This is a genomic window from Riemerella columbina DSM 16469, assembly GCF_000374405.1.
Lineage (GTDB): Bacteria > Bacteroidota > Bacteroidia > Flavobacteriales > Weeksellaceae > Riemerella > Riemerella columbina.
Genome location: NZ_KB894222.1, coordinates 22,038 through 42,326, shown reverse-complemented (window position 1 = coordinate 42,326; position 20,289 = coordinate 22,038). Strand labels below are relative to the sequence as shown.

14 protein-coding genes and 1 pseudogene are annotated in these 20,289 nt (G+C 37.9%); 11 read left to right on the top strand and 4 right to left on the bottom strand.

Annotated elements, in window-relative coordinates; genetic code table 11:
* Positions 1 to 6 precede the first annotated feature (6 nt).
* From C237_RS0103350 to C237_RS0103305, 10 genes and pseudogenes are all read left to right on the top strand, one after another.
* A complete protein-coding gene (locus tag C237_RS0103350) occupies positions 7 to 1,065 on the top strand; it encodes a diphosphomevalonate decarboxylase (protein ID WP_018675083.1) in 1,059 nt (352 codons plus the stop codon).
* 14 nt (positions 1,066 to 1,079) lie between these two features.
* Positions 1,080 to 2,192 (top strand): 5-(carboxyamino)imidazole ribonucleotide synthase, encoded by a 1,113-nt coding sequence (locus C237_RS0103345; RefSeq protein ID WP_018675082.1) that lies wholly within the window; start codon positions 1,080 to 1,082, stop codon positions 2,190 to 2,192.
* A gap of 25 nt (positions 2,193 to 2,217) precedes the next feature.
* A complete protein-coding gene (gene purE / locus C237_RS0103340; protein ID WP_018675081.1) occupies positions 2,218 to 2,718 on the top strand; it encodes a 5-(carboxyamino)imidazole ribonucleotide mutase in 501 nt (166 codons plus the stop codon).
* 40 nt (positions 2,719 to 2,758) lie between these two features.
* Complete coding sequence (tyrS, locus tag C237_RS0103335) at positions 2,759 to 4,051, top strand: tyrosine--tRNA ligase (protein ID WP_018675080.1); 1,293 nt, start codon at positions 2,759 to 2,761, stop codon at positions 4,049 to 4,051.
* Entirely contained in the window at positions 4,051 to 4,686 is a 636-nt protein-coding gene (locus tag C237_RS0103330; RefSeq protein ID WP_018675079.1) for an alpha/beta hydrolase, read from the top strand. The genes tyrS and C237_RS0103330 overlap by 1 nt, the downstream gene beginning before the upstream one ends.
* Before the next feature lie 58 nt (positions 4,687 to 4,744).
* Positions 4,745 to 5,176: a hypothetical protein gene (locus tag C237_RS0103325; protein WP_018675078.1), complete on the top strand. Its 432-nt coding sequence runs from the start codon at positions 4,745 to 4,747 to the stop codon at positions 5,174 to 5,176.
* A gap of 120 nt (positions 5,177 to 5,296) precedes the next feature.
* A pseudogene (locus C237_RS14485) lies at positions 5,297 to 5,731 on the top strand (DUF6526 family protein).
* 379 nt (positions 5,732 to 6,110) lie between these two features.
* On the top strand, positions 6,111 to 6,230 hold the full coding sequence (locus tag C237_RS14910; RefSeq protein ID WP_018675076.1) for a hypothetical protein: 120 nt from the start codon (positions 6,111 to 6,113) through the stop codon (positions 6,228 to 6,230).
* A gap of 177 nt (positions 6,231 to 6,407) precedes the next feature.
* Positions 6,408 to 8,477: a polyphosphate kinase 1 gene (gene ppk1 / locus C237_RS0103310; protein ID WP_018675075.1), complete on the top strand. Its 2,070-nt coding sequence runs from the start codon at positions 6,408 to 6,410 to the stop codon at positions 8,475 to 8,477.
* Positions 8,474 to 9,361 carry a Ppx/GppA phosphatase family protein gene (locus C237_RS0103305; RefSeq protein WP_018675074.1) on the top strand — a complete coding sequence of 296 codons (888 nt, stop codon included), beginning with the start codon at positions 8,474 to 8,476 and terminating at the stop codon, positions 9,359 to 9,361. Before ppk1 ends, C237_RS0103305 begins: the two co-directional genes overlap by 4 nt.
* A gap of 256 nt (positions 9,362 to 9,617) precedes the next feature.
* On the opposite strand, the gene C237_RS0103300 is transcribed toward C237_RS0103305, so the two are convergent.
* Together C237_RS0103300 and C237_RS14175 are read right to left on the bottom strand one after the other, a co-directional pair.
* On the bottom strand, positions 9,618 to 9,986 hold the full coding sequence (locus tag C237_RS0103300) for an HU family DNA-binding protein (RefSeq protein WP_018675073.1): 369 nt from the start codon (positions 9,984 to 9,986) through the stop codon (positions 9,618 to 9,620).
* 2,085 nt (positions 9,987 to 12,071) lie between these two features.
* Positions 12,072 to 12,266, bottom strand: coding sequence for a hypothetical protein (locus C237_RS14175; protein WP_185095098.1), 195 nt, complete (start codon positions 12,264 to 12,266; stop codon positions 12,072 to 12,074).
* A 3,177-nt stretch (positions 12,267 to 15,443) separates the two neighbouring features.
* Here C237_RS14175 and C237_RS0103280 point away from each other — a divergent pair.
* On the top strand, positions 15,444 to 17,279 hold the full coding sequence (locus C237_RS0103280) for an ABC transporter ATP-binding protein (RefSeq protein ID WP_018675068.1): 1,836 nt from the start codon (positions 15,444 to 15,446) through the stop codon (positions 17,277 to 17,279).
* Here the strand turns inward: C237_RS0103280 and C237_RS0103275 are convergent, their stop codons facing one another.
* Both C237_RS0103275 and mutS read right to left on the bottom strand, forming a co-directional pair.
* Positions 17,280 to 17,663 carry a ribosomal maturation YjgA family protein gene (locus tag C237_RS0103275; RefSeq protein WP_018675067.1) on the bottom strand — a complete coding sequence of 128 codons (384 nt, stop codon included), beginning with the start codon at positions 17,661 to 17,663 and terminating at the stop codon, positions 17,280 to 17,282. It lies immediately after the preceding gene.
* A 1-nt stretch (position 17,664) separates the two neighbouring features.
* Entirely contained in the window at positions 17,665 to 20,256 is a 2,592-nt protein-coding gene (gene mutS, locus C237_RS0103270) for a DNA mismatch repair protein MutS (RefSeq protein ID WP_018675066.1), read from the bottom strand.
* Positions 20,257 to 20,289 lie beyond the last annotated feature (33 nt).

The following is a 20,289-nucleotide window of genomic DNA, read 5'->3' as shown; positions in this document are numbered from 1 at the left end:
AACCTTATGACAAATCATTTTGTAGGTAAAACAGCATATAATCTAATCCCAAAAGAAGTATCCCAAACTTGTCCTTCTAATATTGCATTGATAAAATATTGGGGCAAATATGACCAACAAATCCCTGCGAATCCAAGCATTAGTTATACCCTTAACCATGCTAAAACCACAACGACACTAAAGTTTAATCTAGGGGAGGATTTTAGAGTGAAAACTTATTTAGCAGATAAATACGAACCGAAATTTTCTGAAAAAATAGAACGCTATTTTGAAATAATAGAAACTTATCTTCCGTGGATTTTAGAAGGCAGTTACGAAATCAGGACTGAAAATACTTTTCCACATAGTTCGGGGATTGCCAGTTCAGCCTCGGGGTTTGGAGCGATTGCCAAATGTTTGATGGAATTAGAGGATACCTTTAGCGAAGAACCATTAACGGAACATTTCAAAGTAAAAAAAGCCAGTTTCCTAGCCCGATTGGGAAGTGGCAGTGCGTGTAGAAGTTTGTACAACGGATTAGTGGTATGGGGCGAAACCCCAGAAGTTGCGGGTAGTTCGGATTATTACGCCGTAAAATATCCAGATAATGAAGTCCATGAGGTTTTTAAACACTTTAACGATTGGGTATTGCTAATTCACGAAGGACAAAAAACAGTTTCCTCGTCGGTTGGACATGGCTTAATGAATACCAACCCTTATGCAGAAAGGCGTTTTCAAGAGGCTAGAGAAAATTTTGTTCCTTTAAAAGAGATTTTAAAAACGGGTGATTTATCACGATTTATCACTTTAGTGGAACACGAAGCCCTTACACTACACGCAATGATGATGATGAGTGAACCTGCTTTTATCCTCATGAAAACAGGAACCTTGGAAGTCATCAATAAAATTTGGGCGTTTAGAAAAGAAACAGATTTACCATTATTCTTCACCTTAGATGCTGGTGCCAATGTCCATCTTTTATTTCCAGAATATGAACAAACCTCAATGATTACCGACTTCATCGAGCGTGAATTATTGCCCCATAGCCAAAATGGAGGTGTTGTAAAAGATAAAATGGAGTTTTAATTTTAAATAACATAATGAAAATAGCAATTTTAGGAGGCGGACAATTAGGTAGAATGTTGATACAGGAAGCTTTAAAATACGACGACCAATTTTATACTTTAGACCCAAACGACCAATGTTCGTGTGCCACGATTTCCCACTTTACCCAAGGTGATTTTAATGATTATCAAACGGTTTTAGATTTTGGAAAAGACAAAGATGTGGTCAGCATAGAGATAGAACACATCAATGCCGATGCTTTAGAAGCCTTAGAGCAGCAAGGCATAAAGGTAATTCCTAATGCTAAGATTATTAAAACCATTCAGCAAAAAACGGTTCAAAAAGAATTTTATAAAAAATATCAAATTCCATCCCCTGATTTTCAAATTATTTCTAAAGCCTCAGAGGCGAACTTTCCTTTACCTTTTGTACAAAAACTGGACACTGGTGGCTATGATGGCAAAGGGGTACAAGTCATTAAAACCCAAGACGACCTTAAAAACTTATGGGATGCACCTTCAGTATTGGAATCCTTAGTAGATATTGATAAAGAATTATCTGTCATAATTGCTAAAAATGAAAGCGGTGAGGTTAAAACTTTTCCCGTTACCGAAATGGTTGCCGACCCAAAACTCAACCTTTTAGATTTCAATATTTGTCCTGCTAATATTAATGCAGAGGTTCAAAAACAAATTGATAAGATTGTTGAAAAATTTATTAAAGCGGCGGACTCAGCAGGTTTATTTGCGATTGAATTATTCTTAGATAAAGAAGGAAAAGTTTGGGTGAATGAAACCGCGCCACGCCTTCACAATAGCGGTCACCAAAGTCAGGAAGGGAATTATAATTCGCAATTTGAGCAGTTTTATAGAGTGTTAAAAAATTTACCTCTTGCCAATACTGATGCTAAAGGTTACTCAGGAATGCTTAATCTTGTTGGTGAAGAAGGGGCTTCTGGTGCAGTAGAATATCAAGGCATCGAAGCAGTTTTAGAACGCCCAAATACTTATATTCATCTGTATGGTAAAGCCGATACCAAGCCTGGAAGGAAGATGGGACACATTAATATTGTAGCGGAGGATAGAGCAGAGCTTTTGAAGCAATTGGTGGAGGTCAAAAATATGGTAAAAGTAACCGCTAAATCTTAACTTTAATTATAAAAAATAGTTGATTATGATAGGAATCATCATGGGAAGCCAAAGCGATTTGCCCGTTATGCAACAAGCCGCTGATTTTTTAGATATGCTAAAAATTCCTTATGAACTAACCATTGTTTCGGCACATAGAACGCCAGAGCGTATGTTTGAGTATGCCAAAACGGCAAAAGAAAGAGGGCTAAAAGCCATTATAGCAGGAGCAGGCGGTGCTGCACATTTACCAGGGATGGTGGCAAGTTGTACCACATTACCCGTTATTGGCGTGCCTATTTTAAGTAGTAATTCTATTGATGGCTGGGATTCCATTTTATCTATTTTGCAAATGCCGTCTGGGATTCCTGTGGCGACGGTAGCCTTAAATGGGGCGACGAATGCAGGGATTTTAGCGGCGAAAATTGTAGGAGCTTCTGATACTGAAGTTTCTAAAAAATTAGAAGATTATCAGCAACAATTAAAAGATAAAGTTTTAAACACGGTAGACGAGGTTAAAACCCGATATCCAAATCAATTTGATTAAGATTTTAAATTCTTACCTTTGCACTATTAAATAAAAAATAATGAATAGTTTTATAGAAGAACTTCAGTGGCGTGGGCTTATTCATGATGCTATGCCGGGTACAGAAGATTTACTTAATAAAGAAATGACGAAAGCCTATATCGGTTTTGACCCTACGGCGGATTCTTTGCATATCGGAAGCCTTATTCCAATTCTTGTATTAGCCCACTTCCAAAGACATGGGCATAAGCCTTACGCTCTTGTAGGTGGGGCTACGGGAATGATTGGCGATCCATCGGGGAAGTCTGCGGAAAGAAATTTGTTAGACGAGGCGACTCTTAACCATTATGTTCAGTGTATTAAAGAGCAACTCTCTCGTTTTTTAGATTTTGAAAGCGACCAAGCTAACAAAGCTGAATTAGTCAATAATTACGATTGGATGAAACCTATTTCTTTTCTAGATTTTGCTAGAGATATTGGAAAGCATATCACCGTAAACTATATGATGGCAAAAGATTCTGTAAAGAAAAGATTCTCTGGCGAAGCCGGTACTGAAGGGATGAGTTTTACAGAATTTACTTACCAATTGTTACAAGGCTATGATTTCTTACATCTTTATCAAAACGAAGGTGTAAAACTTCAAATGGGCGGTTCTGACCAATGGGGCAATATCACAACAGGAACGGAATTGATTCGTAGAAAAGCACAAGGCGAAGCCTTTGCTCTAACCGTGCCATTAATTACCAAAGCAGATGGTTCTAAGTTTGGCAAATCTGAAGCTGGCGAAAATATATGGTTAGATGCAAAGAAAACATCGCCCTATAAATTTTATCAGTTTTGGCTTAATGCTTCTGACGAAGATGCCGAACGCTTCATTAAATTCTACACTTTCTTAGGTAAAGAGGAGATTGAAGAAATGATTGCTGAACATCAAAAAGTACCACACCAAAGATTATTACAAAAGAAATTAGCTGAAGAAGTAACCACGCTTGTACATGGTGCAGAAGAATACCAAAAAGCGGTAAAAGCCTCAGAAATATTATTCGGACGGTCCACAGCGGAAGATTTAGTAGCGTTGGATGAAGCCACGTTTCTTGAAGTTTTTGATGGTGTACCACAACAAGAGATTGACAAATCTTCATTAATTGGAATGAACATCACCGATTTATTAGCGGAGTCGGGGTTTTTAAAATCTAAAGGTGAAGCCAAAAGAGAGTTGAAAGGTAATGCCATATCTGTAAATAAAACCAAAGTAGACGAAAGCTTTGAAGTTTCCGATAAGGATTTAATAGACCAAAGTTTTGTATTACTTCAGAAAGGGAAAAAGAATTATTTCATTGTAAAAGCAGTCTAATGAGTTTGCATTATTTAGTGAGAGAACCCGAGCAATTGATCACTAAAACCCCTTTATTGGTTTTGTTACATGGCTATGGAAGCAACGAAGAAGATTTATTTTCCTTTGTGCCTACACTACCAAAAGATTGGTTGATTGTAAGTTTTAGAGCGCCGAAAGAAGTTCCTTATGGTGGCTATTCTTGGTTTGATATTAATCCAATGGATGCCGAAAATTTCATTGATATTCCTCAATCCAAAGAAGCAGCGAATATGGTTGCCAGAGAAATAGAAGCGATAAAACAACAATATCAACTATCGGGCAGAACACATTTGTGTGGCTTTAGTCAGGGTGGGATTTTATGCTATACACTATCTTTAAACAAACCTCAATTATTTGAAAAAATAGCCTGCTTAAGTACTTACCCAGAAGAGCAATTGATTTTAGAAAAACCAAAAAAATCCGAGATTGAAGCGCTTAGATTTTTTATTTCTCACGGGACAGATGATGCCATTATTCCACTAGAATGGGGCAGAAAAGCAGCGGATTTTCTATATGATTTAGGGGCTTATTTTACTTTTAGAGAGTACATGAGTGGGCATAGCGTTAATCAAAAAAATTATATGGATCTCATGGAGTTTATGGCGTCTAAATAAAATCGGAATACTTTTTGTAACTACTGCGGGTAGACAAATAATTAATAATAATTAAAACATGAAAAAAAACATTTTTTTAGCATTAGTTCTAACAGGAACATTAGGTTTAGTAAGTTGTAAAAAAGAAAAACCTGCTGAGCCAGCAACAGTGGAAGCTGTTTCCGTAGACACCATCAATCAGCCTGCAGATACTCTAGCAGATGACACACATTTGGTAGTAGAAAACAACGATAATATCTTGAAATTTGTTGGTGATGGTAAAGAAGTGATCGCTACTTATCAACCAGGTGAAACAGAATCTAAAGTGATTTTAAGTTATGATGGTAAAACTGAAACTTTACTTCAAACTACTGCTTGGGCTAAAGGTGCCGAGTACGAAAACGAGGCTAAAACCATTAAATTTACTTCTAAAAGAGATGCTGAAAAACAAGAAAATATTGCAGAACTTACAGAAGGAGGTAAAACTTATAATTTGAAAGCAGTGAAATAATCTGCTAGTAACTAGTATTACACTAAAGATTGTCTAAATAGGCAATCTTTTTTATTTTATAGGTGATAAAATCTTATATTTACATTCTTTATCAGCATCACTTTCAATAAAATTTGAATTATGGAAAAACAAAATTATCAAAATCACATCAAATATTATCCACTGCATCATTTTGTTCTATTGCCATTACTTGGAGTGGCTTTTGGGGTAGGGTAATGGAAAAGTTGGAGTTCTAATGGCGCTTTAGTATGGATTTTATTCAGTATTTGTATTTTTTTCTTATTGTATATTGCTTTAATGTTGCTTCAGTACTATGCATTGGGCAATCAAAATCGTATTGTTCGTTTAGAGTTTCGTTTAAGGTACTATCAGTTATTTGGTTATTCATCCCAAGAAGTAGAACGCCAACTTTCGTTTGCTCAAATTGCGGCATTACGATTTGCTAATGATGAAGAATTTAAGTCATTGCTGAATGGAGCCATTAATGAAAATTTATCGGCGGATGCCATAAAGAAAAGTATTCACGATTGGCAAGGCGATTATTTTAGAGTTTAAAGCATCCATAATCTTAAAATTAAAACCAAATGAAAAAACTAATAGGACTTTTAGCAGCCACATTAATAATAGGTTGCAAAAACCATGTAATCCAAACCTCAAGTACTTTGTACTAAGATGGCGAAATTTTCACCCTGAAAGACGACACCCCTAATGTGTAGAAGCCTTAATAGAGCAAGAGAGCAAAATTGTATTAGTAGGCTGACTAAAAAATCTGAAGAAAATTCCCCCAATGCCACAAAAGAAGATTTATACGGATATACAATTACTACAAGGGTTTATCGATCCGTATAGCCTTTTGGTACCGTCTCCAATTCGATGAGGCAAAATCTTAGGGATCCTCAAAGGCACCCCTTACCAAGTCCTGAAAGTTATTACCTTGAATACCGCCTACGAATATTTTGAAGAAAATTCCAAAGGCATACTCGAAAAAGGTAAAATTGCCGATTTCGTCATCTTAGATAAAAATCCATTAAAAGTAGCCCCTCAAGGATATTGAGGAGCTCACCACCATCAAAGACGGAAAAGAAATTTATAAAAAGAACTAAAACCATAAAGACTGTTCAGCAGGGCAGTCTTTATTTTTATTAAAAATATGGATGTTTAATTATTTTTTAATGGTCAACGAAACTTTTTGTTAGATATATTTTCTACTTTTGTAAAACAAAATTTTAGTATGCCACAATTTAACCCTAGAGATATCACTTGGCTAGCCTTTAATGAAAGAGTCATGCAAGAGGCAATGGATCCCAGTGTACCACTACATTTGAGAATAAAATTTTTAGGTATTTTTTCTAATAATTTAGATGAGTTTTTTAGAGTGCGTGTGGCAGGTTTAAAGCGCGCATTAGACTTTAAAGCCAAGCATAGAGCCAATTCTTTTTTTGAAGACCCACAGAAGATTTTAGATAAAATCAATACCATTGTTATTAAACAACAAAACCAGTTTAATATAGCGTGGGAAAACATTCAGAAGGAAATGGGGGAGGAGCAAATCTTTATAAAAACAGCCAAAGACCTTTCTGAAAATCAAAAGCAATTTGTAGAAAACTATTTTGATGAAGAAGTAGAAGCGAATGTTATCCCGATATTGCTTCGTGAGGAAACCTCCATGCCTTATCTTCGGGATAAAAGTTTGTACCTTGGGATAGCCATGCGTAAAAAATCTTGGGAATACGAAAGTAAATATGCGATTATTGAAGTGCCGTCCAGAATTAATGGGCGTTTTGTGATTCTGCCTTCGGAAAAAGAGGAAACCAGTGTGATGCTTTTGGAGGATGTGATCGCCTATAATTTACCTCATATCTTTTCGTATTTTGGGTATGATTCATTTGAAGCTCACGCCTTCAAAGTAACTAAAGATGCGGAGTTTGATTTGGATAATGACATCAATACCACATTAGCAGAGAAAATAAAAAAAGGCGTTAAAAGCCGTAGAAAAGGTAAACCTACCCGCTTCGTATTTGATGCAGATATGGATAAAGCCTTGCTAGAATTACTGATTAGAAAACTCAACCTTTCCAAGCGAGATAGCATCATCCCAGGGCAGAAGATTCATAATTTTAAGCATTTTATGGATTTTCCAGATGTGTTTAAAGACTATCAAAAACCGATTGAGCGAACCTCATTCTTGCATCCTGAATTTGTGGGACAGCAGAGGATTACCGATGTGATTACACAAAAAGAGGTCTTGCTTACCTTTCCTTACCACAGTTATATGCCCGTAATCGATTTGCTTCGGGAGGCGGCTATGGATCCCGATGTAAAGTCAATCCAGATTACGGCGTATCGTTTGGCGTCAAATTCTAAAATTGCCAATGCTTTAATCAATGCGGCGAGAAATGGCAAGGAAGTAACGGTAATGATTGAACTAAGGGCAAGATTCGATGAAGAGGCCAACCTGAAATGGAAAGAGCGCTTAGAATTAGAAGGGATAAAAATTTTACTCGGTATTCCAGATAAAAAAGTGCATGCGAAGCTGTGTATCATTAAAAAAAGAGTAGATAATAAAACGCTTCAATATGGCTTTATCAGTACAGGGAATTTCAATGAAAAAACAGCGAAGGTTTATGGGGATCATTTATTGATGACGAGCAATAGAGCGGTAATGGCAGATATTAATAAAATTTTTAACCTCTTTAAGAAGCCTAATCAAGATCCTGTTTCGGTGCTGAAAAGTTGTAAAACCTTAATGGTTTGCCCACACTATATGCGCGAAAAAATAGAACACCACATCGACCGAGAGATAGAAGAAGCCAAAGCAGGACGAAAAGCCCAAATTATTCTAAAAGTCAATTCGTTAAGTGATAGAGGATTGATTAAAAAACTCTATCAAGCTGCCGAGGCTGGCGTTGAAGTTCAGGCGATTGTAAGAGGGATTTATTGTGCGGTACAGCAGAAGAAATTTAAAGTTCCCATTCATGCCATCAGTATTGTAGATGAGTATTTGGAGCATGCCCGCGTAATGTATTTTTATAATAAAGGCAGCGAAGATATTTATATTTCGTCTGCCGATTGGATGACGCGAAATTTGGATTATCGTGTAGAAGCGGCGGTTAAAATTACACCGCCTCATTTGAAACAAGAGGTTTTGGATTTACTGAATATCCAACTGAAAGATAATATGAAAGCCAGAATTTTAGATAAGAATTTGAATAATCATTATGTAAAAGGCTCTAAGAAAAAAAAGATGAGGTCTCAAATAGAGATTTATCATTACCTTAAAAATAAAACTTACGAACTATGAGAATTGCAGCAATAGATATTGGAAGTAATGCCGCTAGGCTACTTATTAACGAGGTGATTGTCAATAGCGATGGTCAGCCTCATTTTACAAAACTTAATTTATTAAGGATTCCGCTAAGGCTAGGGATGGATGTATTTACCAAAGGGGAAATAGGGGAGGAGCGAAGCAAAATGGTATTAGACTCCATGAAGATTTTTAGCGATTTAATGAAGGTTTATAAGGTGGAGCATTATCGGGCATGTGCCACAAGTGCCATGCGCGATGCTAAAAACGGAAAGGAACTCATCAAAAAAGTAAAGAAAACTTCAGGCATTACAATCGATATTATTTCTGGAAATGAAGAAGCCAATTTGGTGTACGAAAACCATATCGCCGAGGGCTTGGATAACGAATACGACTACCTGTATATAGATGTGGGAGGTGGTTCTACGGAATTAACTTTCTACGAAAATGGAAAAACGAAATACGAGCATTCATTTAATATCGGAACAATTCGTTTACTTAATCACTTGGTGACTGATAAGCAATGGAAAGAAATGAAAGACGTCATAAAAGCGAATGTGGTAAGTGATAAACCTATTGTGGCGATTGGTTCTGGGGGGAACATCAATAAGGTGTTTTCTATGAGTAAAAGTAAAGAGGGTAGGGCGTTACCGAGTTCTGTGCTAAAAAAATATTATAAAGAATTTTCCAGTCTTTCGGTGGCAGAACGCGTGGTGAAATATAAAATTCGAGAGGATAGAGCTGATGTAATTGTCCCTGCGTTACAAATTTTTAATAATGTATTGCAATGGTCTAAAATTTCTAAAATATTTGTTCCAAAAATTTCTGTTGCTGATGGAGTGATTCATCAAGTATATGAAAAAGTTTCTAAAAATAACTAAACTGTAAAGTTTCACCTCGTTATAATATAGTGAATGCCCAGTAAAAAAAATCCCAATGGTAGAAAAAAAATTCCATACGCACAGAAATCTATCGCGATGCGCACAGAAATTTTGCTGGATGCGTACAGAAATTTATGCCCTTGCAGGGCGCTTATTATCAATAAGTTACAATAGATATGTTTTGGGGCTTAAAAACATAAAAAAACAGAGGCTCATAGCCTCTGTTTTGGAGATGAAATAATGAATAAACTTCGGCTTATTCTCGCTCATATTTAATGTCGCTTAACGCCTTTTTAAGCGCCATCCCTGGGGTAAAGATGACTTTAGCACCTTTAATTTTAGTGGCATTAAAGTCTTTCTCATTGCCTACACCTTCACTGCTTAGCGAAAGGCGAAAAGTACCAAAATCGCCTAACTTTACACTCTTACCTTCGATAAGCTCTTTGGGCATTTCTTCTAATAAGTTTTCGATTACATTGGCGATATCTCCTACTGTGAGCGAGGATTTTTCGGCAATGTTTTTTGCTACCGCACGCTGGCTAACGGTGCCGGCATTTACCGCATTGGCATACCATTTTTTGCTCTTATCTTGCGGATTAGCTTTTTGTACTAATTTGTATTTCATATTGTTTTTGTTTTTTCTTTTAATTCTTATTTATAATTCATATTCATAATGCTCTTTTTGCTGTGTAGACACCTATGCTCTACAAGAGGGGAATAAACACCGCTTACCGCCCTCTTTTATAGGGTCTCCGTGGGGCAACACCATATAGGGAGCGGGTTTGCGGAAGATTTTAGGCATAATGTCTTAGTTTTTTTTACTATTTTTAAAATATTAGTTAGGTTATTTTATTAATTATAAAAGCCTACAAAGTCTTTGTGGATAAGCCTTTGCAGGCTTTTGGGGGTATGGTGGTTAGTTTGTACCTTTTTTAGCGAACCCATAGGGTTACATTATGTTACCCTATGGGGTTACCGCCATACTTAGCCTTACCCACCTGTTTTTTACTTACAAGCTTAGGCGGGCTGGCGGCAAACCGCTGTGAACGCATGGTTAATCCTTGAGGCAGCGGACGCTAAAGCCGGTTGCACGACCGTAGACGCGGCCCGCATCGCTACCGATGTCGCTGAACCACAGCCACCGTGATGATCGATCATGCCAATCTTCACTGCTCCAGAACTCGCCGCTCAATGTCTGAAGTTTTCGCTCCGCATCATCGGATCCACGGTTACCACTAGCAGGCAGACGAAGCACTCGCTCATTCCACATTGCAGAGCTATATGTGAAATTTCTACCATTAGACTTACCTGTAATAGCATCATGCAAAGCCATCTGCTCCGTATGCGTAGGAACATGATAACCAGACGGACAAGGATTGGTGGAACCATTAGTCTGCCATAAATCCTTATTTGTAGAAGCAGTGTTTATGGTGCTATTTACCCAACTATAGTAAGACGAATAAGTACCCTGGATAAACTGGTTAGTATTTGGATTTGTCCAAGAGCTGGATAAAGTTGATGTAGGGCTATTATATTTCGGTGTACCACTAGTTGCGTTAGACCAATTGATGAGTTCATGACCATCTGGATTACGCTGCCACTGGAAAAGTGAACCATAAGCACGCCAGTCTTGTTTAATCTGGTCTGCCGTAGGATCCATTAAAGGACTTCCCCCAGCGTCTAACGCTCCACCCTGATGGATAGGGTTAAAATAATTTTCATCTACCTTGGCATAGCCTGCGCCTAAGTTGTTATTAAGCCAGATTGCACCATCTGGACCTTGCATTGGAACATATAAAAACTGGTGTTCTTTCACCGCCTCTCCATAGCCTACGCATTCTAGCGTGGTTTTCCCATAGCATCGGTCTGGGATTACGCCTATGGCTCTTATATGATAAGCAATAGCGCTATTGTCTTTTATGTTAATCGCAAAATCTGCTAAAGAAACCCCCTGAGCGTCTACACCTATACCTGCATTGGTATCTAATTTCTTTACCANCAAATCTCCTCCTACAGATTTAATGTGAGCTAAAATATATTTTGTAGTCGTATCATAGGACTGCGCCGACCAAGACAACTCAAGCATCCTACTTTGCCCATCTTGGGTTTTACTTGCGTCTACCTTTACGCTGGTAGCATAGGCTGGCAGGTTGCCACTGGCGGTAGCCTCTACAGGAATCCGCACCCAGAAGCCCTCGGTGGTGATCTTTCCTTGATAATTTATTACATCCTCTCCTGTTGTGTCAGGATTTACATTGGTGTCCCAAGTTGCAACGCTAGTGGGATTGGTATAAGGTCTATAATTAGTATCATAGGCAGAGGCTATAAAGGTTTTATCTTCCAATATCTTAAGGCTTGTTGGTATTTCCAATGGNGNCNNATCTNTTNGNNTNCCATCNANNCACNGCCAAGTGGTNCCATCNAACCAATCAATACANTTTTTGGTNGTNTTNTAAATCATCGTNCCTTTTTCTACATTAGTAAATTNGTTNCGCTCTTCNGANCTAATGTGGGGCAAGATAGCCCCCTGCACTTGGGTAGCAGGCAGTCCGTCTTTCCTAGAAATATCTAGTGTAGCTTTCGGCGCCGTGGTGTTAATCCCTACACGCCCCTTGTCTTGCTGTGCATAGAGGCTACTGCCCATTGCTAGCATAGATAGAATAAAAATGTGTTTTTTCATAATTTATAAAATTTAAAAAGTTGAGTATGTTTAATAGGTTTTAAGTGGTGAGTAACTTACACTCAAAAAGCTAATTTCTAAGTTCTCATCTCTAAGTTCTGTACTTTTGCCTACCGCCTTCGGCTTACGGCTTAAAGCATAGAAAAAACGCCCTGCCCCCAGATATATAACACACAACTTAAAGAAAATGAGGACAGGGCTACAGCCCATGGCAAGGAATGCCAAAGAAAGGGCTNCATGCTTTTAAGTTGTTCATATTTTTTAGATTTTAGAAGTTAGAGATTAGTTGGCTGTAAGTGTAAGCCGTAGGCAGGAGGCTTTAGGCTTATATCTACATTAGTACATTCTACAATAGTACATTTTACATTAGTACATTTTAGTAGGGTAGAAATCTTGCAACACCATATAGGGAGCGGGTTTGCGGAAGATTTTAGGCATAATGTCTTAGTTTTTTTACTATTTTTAAAATATTAGTTAGGTTATTTTATTAATTATAAAAGCCTACAAAGTCTTTGTGGATAAGCCTTTGCAGGCTTTTGGGAATATGGTGGTTAGTTTGTACCTTTTTTAGCGAACCCATAGGGTTACATTATGTTACCCTATAGGGGTACCGCCATACTTAGCCTTACCCACCTGTTTTTTACTTACAAGCTTAGGCTTGCTGGCGGCAAACCGCTGTGAACGCACGCTTAATCTTTGATGCATAACACATTATTCCCGGTCGTCTGTAAATACGGCCACAGGCTCACTTCATGGCTGTTCAAATATTTTTCCCCAAACGCTCGCGCCATATACTTTCGTGTACCGGCGACGGTGTCAAACGTTTCGGTACTCGTCCAAGCCGTAACACTAGCTACCTTTTCCCTAGTCAGGTCTCCATTATCAGAAGACACTCGCAAGGAGACGTTACGCGATATAAATGGGTAAGCCTCGTACTTGATTAAGCCCGCTTTTCGCAATTTAATATAATGTACATCGAATTCTGATCCTGTTGGCACATGAAAACCAGTCGGACATGGGTTCGTCGAACCTTTAGCCTGCCATAAATTTTTTCCGGAAGTTTGATCTGCTAAGCTAGAATGAACCCAAGCCCCATTGTTACTTGGACGAATATTCCTATTTGTTGCGGCATTTTCCCATGAACTAGAAATAGCTCCCTTCCCCGTATATTTCAGACGGAAACTTCCCGATACTTTACGGACAAGTTCGTGACCATCAGGTTGACGCTGCCACTGGAAAACGGATCCGTAAGCATGTGGATCATCGTATATTTGTATGGTATTAGGGTCTATTATAGGTTGATCCTCTTCATCCAATGCTCCACTCGTATAGATAGGGTTAAAATAACTATTTTCTATTTTAGTGTAGTCAGCTCCCAGATAGTTGTTGAGCCAGATTGCACCATCTGGACCTTGTATTGGAACATATAAAAACTGGTGTTCTTTCACCGCCGCTCCATAGCCTACGCATTCTAGCGTGGTTTTCCCATAGCATCGGTCTGGGATTACGCCTATGGCTCTTATATGATAAGCAATAGCGCTATTGTCTTTTATGTTAATCGCAAAATCTGCTAAAGAAACCCCCTGAGCGTCTACACCTATACCTGCATTGGTATCTAATTTCTTTACCAACAAATCTCCTCCTACAGATTTAATGTGAGCTAAAATATATTTTGTAGTCGTATCATAGGACTGCGCCGACCAAGACAACTCAAGCATCCTACTTTGCCCATCTTGGGTTTTACTTGCATCTACCTTTGTGCTGGTAGCATAGGCTGGCAGGTNGCCACTGGCGGTAGCCTCTACAGGAATCCGCACCCAGAAGCCCTCGGTGGTGATCTTTCCTTGATAATTTATTACATCCTCTCCTGTTGTGTCAGGATTTACATTGGTGTCCCAAGTTGCAACGCTAGTGGGATTGGTATAAGGTCTATAATTAGTATCATAGGCAGAGGCTATAAAGGTTTTATCTTCCAATATCTTAAGGCTTGTTGGTATTTCCAATGGNGNCNNATCTNTTNGNNTNCCATCNANNCACNGCCAAGTGGTNCCATCNAACCAATCAATACANTTTTTGGTNGTNTTNTAAATCATCGTNCCTTTTTCTACATTAGTAAATTNGTTNCGCTCTTCNGANCTAATGTGGGGCAAGATAGCACCCTGCACCTGCGTAGCAGGCAGCCCGTCTTTCCTAGAAATATCTAGTGTAGCTTTCGGCGCCGTGGTGTTAATCCCTACACGCCCCTTGTCTTGCTGTGCATAGAGGCTACTGCCCATTGCTAGCATAGATAGAATAAAAATGTGTTTTTTCATAATTTATAAAATTTAAAAAGTTGAGTATGTTTAATAGGTTTTAAATGGTGAGTAACTTACACTCAAAAAGCTAATTTCTAAGTTCTCATCTCTAAGTTCTNTACTTTTGCCTACCGCCTTCGGCTTACGGCTTAAAGCATAGAAAAAACGCCCTGCCCCCAGATATATAACACACAACTTAAAGAAAATGAGGACAGGGCTACAGCCCATGGCAAGGAATGCCAAAGAAAGGGCTGCAATATTTTGGCTGTAAGCCGTAGGCTTTAAGCCTAAGGCAAGGTTTGAATTTTGAGTGATGAGTTTTGAGTAACTTGTGGCTTTCAACTTATGGCCTACGACGAGGTTTGAGTGGCTTATAGCCTTCGGCTTACTGCCTTCAGCAAGGTAAAAGTGAAAAGAGTTAAGTGATAAGTGGCTTCCTGCATTCGGCTTACTGCCTAAAGCGAGTAAGGAGTGATAAATTTTAAGTTTTGAGTGGCTTGTTGCCTTCTGCTTATTGCCTAAAGCAAATATTGAGTGATTGCCTGAAGCCTTTAGCCTACGGCATATAGCCGTAAAATCTAAAAGACTTCTGTTTGTTTTTTTAGAAAAAAGGTTGTATAATACGCGCGTTACGCGGGATTTAACTTGTGTGTGTGTGTGTGTGTGTGTGTGTGTGTGTGTGTGTGTGTGTGTTTACACAATTTTCTGAAACCACCAAATTATTGGGGTAGTTTTTTTGAGAAATTTTTATGTTGCTGGTATTGCGTGTCATAACGGCGACAAAGGTACAATAATTTTTTTATTGTGCAAGAGGATTTAGAAATTAGATTTTAGAAGAATTATAAATGCTAAATTATAAATTATAAATTAAAAGTGAAGAGTTAAGAGTTTTGAGTAGCTTATTGCTTAAAGCCTACTGCCTATTGCTGTTCTTGTCTAAATTCTAATTTCTAGCCTCTAATCTCTAAATCACTGGTTTTACATCAGTACATCTTTATACCTTTACATTAATACTTTTTACATTGGTACATTCATACATTCATACATTAGTACATCACAAATTCTAATCTCTATAAAATTCTCTATCTTTGTGCCTTAATTTCAGTTTATGAAACCACTTAGAAGGATCATTAATTTTGCTAAACCTCACCAAAAATACCTTTGGGGTAGTATGATTTTTAATATTTTATATTCTTTACTTCAAATATTTTCGGTGTTGTCTATGCTACCTGTACTAAGGATTATTCTTAATTTGGACAAGGTAGATACCACTACTCACCCCATGTATGATGGGTATATAAGTAGTTCTTTCAGCTATGCTAAAGATTTATTGTATTATAAAATACAAGTTTATAATGATATTTATGGAGGGACTACTGTATTGGCATGGCTGTGTGTGATTACAGCTTTGGCATTTTTCCTAAGGAATTTATTTAGATATCTAGGGTCTTACCTTTTGGTAAATTATAGGGTAGGGATTACTAAAGACCTGCGTACGGCAATATACCATAAGTTTTTAAAATTACCCGTTTCCTTCTTTACTGAACAACGCCGTGGCGATATGATGTCCAGAATTTCTAATGATGTGGGTGCCGTAGAGGGCGGTATTATGGGCGCTTTGGTGGATATTATCAATGCACCGTTTATGATTATCTTCTCGCTGATTATGTTGTTTTTACTTGATGCCCAGTTGACTTTGTTTTCCCTCATCGTATTTCCTTTGATGGGCTGGATTATCTCTTGGGTGGGTAAAAGCCTTAAAAGACAAGCGCATTACGCTCAGGCAGAACTTGGGAATTTATTTTCTTTGGTTGATGAAACCTTAAAATCTTCTAAGGTGATTAAAATCTTTAATGCCGATAAAATTTTGAGTCAGCGTTTTGAACAAACCACCAATCTATGGCAAAAACATTCTATTGCGATGAGCCGTAGACGAGAGTTGGCGTCGCCTATGAGTGAGTTTTTAGGCTCGGTTACCATGCTTTTGATCGCTTGGTTTTCGGGCGTCGCCGTTATCAATGGAACGAATAATGACCCTATTACTTTCTTAGGGTTTTTAGGTATTTTCTACCAAATATTAAACCCTGCCAAGCAATTGTCTAGCGCAATATCTTCTATCCAGGGGGGTATGGCAAGTTTAGAACGAGTTTCGGAAGTTTTGGATTACGATTTAAAAGTTCAAGAGGTAGAGCATCCGATTAGTATCAAAGGACTAAACGAAAGTATTCGTTTTGAAAATATCAGTTTCTATTACGATACCGATAATAAGATTATCAACAACTTCTCTATGGTGCTTCCAAAAGGAAAAACTGTGGCATTGGTAGGACAATCAGGAAGTGGTAAAACAACGGTTGCCAATCTTCTAGCCCGATTTTATGATGTTAATGAAGGTAGCATCAAAGTAGATGGCATTAATATTAAAGACTTAAATATAAAAGATTATCGTACGCTATTGGGTATGGTCACTCAGGAGTCGGTACTTTTTAACGATAGCGTTTATCATAATATTCTAATGGGAAAACCTGATGCCACGAGGGAGGAAGTGATTGAAGCGGCTAAAATTGCCAATGCCCATCAATTTATAGAAGGTTTGCCAGAAGGCTATGACACGAATATTGGTGATGATGGAGGCAAACTATCTGGAGGACAAAAACAAAGGGTTTCTATTGCCCGAGCGGTACTCAAAAATCCACCGATTATGATTTTAGATGAGGCGACTTCTGCCCTAGATACCGAAAGTGAAAAGTTCGTACAAGATGCTTTAGATAAGATGATGGAAAATAGAACTTCTCTGATTATCGCCCACCGACTTTCAACCATACAAAAAGCCGATACGATTCTCGTAATGGAGCAAGGACAAATTGTAGAACAAGGCAACCACCAAGAATTAATGGCTAAAGATGGCGTGTACAAAAAACTGGTAGAACTTCAGAATTTTGAATAATTAACAAAGCTTTGGGAATCTATTTATGATTAAGAGTACAAGACACCCCACAGCATAGCACGCAATATCTACCCAAGAAAAAGAATTGCCAATTACAATATAGGCAACGCTACCTTTTTGAAAGCCCAGCCACTCTGCAATATGCAATAGTTGCAAAACCTCTACGATTATAGAAAATATAAAAACTCCTAAAATTAATAGCCCATTGTTATTAATTTTAATAAAAGCTTTTATCAAATAATACAGCAATATTACCACTAAAACATCGCCGATATAGGCTCTAAGAATAAACCAATCCTTAAATACCGTAGCAATCAGTACCTCAACCAGAAACAAGGCTAAAGCAATGATAAAATATCGTTTATGAAATTGAAGTTTTTGCATGTTATTTACCAATCATACTTTTAATAGCGTTGAGTTTCATCATCGCTTCAATAGGAGTTAAAGTATTAATGTCTATTTTTGTTAGCTCATCTCGAATGCTTTCCAAAACAGGGTCGTCTAACTGAAAAAACGAGAGTTGAAGGCTTTCTTCTGTTACTTTTTTTATCGCTTCTTTGCTATCGTTTTGGGTACGGTTGTTTTCTAAAGTTTTAAGAATAGTACTTGCACGATTTACCACTTTGGATGGCATACCTGCTAATTTTGCTACATGGATACCAAAACTGTGTTCGCTCCCTCCAGATACCAATTTTCTAAGAAAAATAATGTTGTTTTTATGCTCTTTGATAGAGATATGGAAATTTTTAATGCGTTCAAAATTCATTGCCATTTCGTTCAGCTCATGGTAGTGGGTGGCAAATAAAGTTTTAGGCTGTGTAGGGTGCTGATGTAAATACTCCGCAATTGCCCAAGCGATAGACACCCCATCATAAGTGGAAGTTCCTCGCCCAATTTCGTCTAATAAAATTAAACTTCTATCCGAAATATTGTTAAGGATATTCGCCGCTTCATTCATTTCTACCATAAAAGTAGATTCCCCTGCAGAAAGGTTGTCCGTAGCTCCTACGCGTGTAAATATTTTATCTAAAATACCTATTTCGGCATATTTAGCAGGTACAAAACTTCCAATCTGAGCTAAGAGACACACCACTGCCGTTTGCCTTAGCACAGCCGACTTACCCGACATATTTGGACCAGTTACCATAATAATTTGCTGACTGTCTCGGTCTAGGAAAATATCATTGGGAATATATTTCTCGCCTAAAGGTAAAGCCTCTTCTATAATGGGATGTCTTGCCTCCTTTAAATCAATACCGTAGCCTTCATTAAGGATAGGTTTGGTATAGCCTTCCGAAATAGACAGTTCCGAAAGTCCTACTGCGACATCTAATTGAGCAATGAGTTGAGCGTTTTCTTGGATTTGGTCGATGTACACCATGGTTCTTTGGCATACCTCACGGTAGAGGGTCTGTTCCAAAATAGCAATTCGCTCTTCCGCACCAAAAATTTGTTCTTCGTATTCCTTAAGTTCTTCGGTGATATAGCGCTCGGCACTTACCAGCGTTTGTTTCCTTACCCACTCGGGTGGCACTTTATCTTTATGCGTGTTTCGCACTTCTATGTAGTAACCAAAGACATTATTAAAGTTAATTTTCAGACTAGAAATTCCCGTGCGTTCTATTTCTCTTTGGCACATCTCATCCAAAAAGTCTTTGCCTTTACTTTGTAGATTTCTTAAACGATCTAGCTCTTCAGAAATTCCATTTTTTATCACATTGCCCTTTGCCAAACTTACGGGAAGCTCTTCATTTAGACTTTGTAAAAGATCTTGAATGGCATCTTCTAAATTATTTAATGGATTCAGCCATGCTAATACTTCGGGATGTTGATGCAATAGTGCTTTAATTTCATCAATATAAATTAAACTCTGTCGAAGATAACCTAATTCTTTCGGTGAGATTTTATCTGCCGCTAGTTTACCCATCAATCGATCTAAGTCGGAAATTCCTTTTAATCGAGATTGAATTTCAAACTTTAGCAATTCTTCTTTATTCAAGAACTCTATTAATGATAATCTTCTGTTGATATCATTAACGGATTTAAGCGGAAGGATCAGTCGGCGTCTCAATAGTCTGCTACCCATTGGTGTAGAAGTTCTATCTATAATATTAAGTAAGCTTTTACCGTCAGGATGTGACGGAAATACCACTTCTAAATTCCTGAGCGTAAACTGATCCATCATCAAATAATCTTCCTGAGGAATCGGCTGTATTTTGGTAATATGGTTCAGCAAGTTATGGTGCGTATCCTCCACTAAATAGGCAAATATAGCCCCCGCAGCGGTAATGGCTAACTTTTGATTTTCTATACCAAAGCCCTTTAAAGAATTGGTGTTAAAGTGTTGGGTTAGTTTTTCGTAGGCAAAATGATATTGAAATGCCCAATCTTCCATTTTAAAGACATTTTTAGCCTTTATTTTCTCTGGAAAATTCTGCGTGCGTTGATGGATAATTTCGCTTGGCTCAAATGAATTGATGACATGGTAAAGTTTCTCTAAATTGCCTTCTGCAACCAAAAATTCTCCTGTTGAAACATCCACCAAAGCCATTCCGTACTTTTCCTTTTCGCGATGCAAGGCAAGAAGAAAGTTGTTTTTTTTAGAATTAAGAACTTGGTCATTGAAGGTTACCCCAGGTGTTACCAATTCTGTAACGCCTCTTTTTACAATCCCTTTTACCGCTTTAGGGTCTTCTAATTGGTCACATATGGCAACGCGAAGTCCAGCACGAACCAGTTTTGGCAAATAAGAATCTAGAGAATGATGGGGGAATCCTGCAAGTTCAATGCTCTGCCCATCGCCGCCATTATTTCTTTTTGTAAGTACGATGCCTAGAATCTGAGCTGTTCTAATAGCATCATTACCAAAGGTTTCGTAGAAATCTCCTACTCTAAATAGCAAAATAGCATCAGCATATTTAGCTTTTATACTGTTGTATTGTTGCATTAGAGGTGTGGTTTTCTTTGCTTTTGCCATAAGGAATTAATTGAATGAGCAAAAATACTAAAA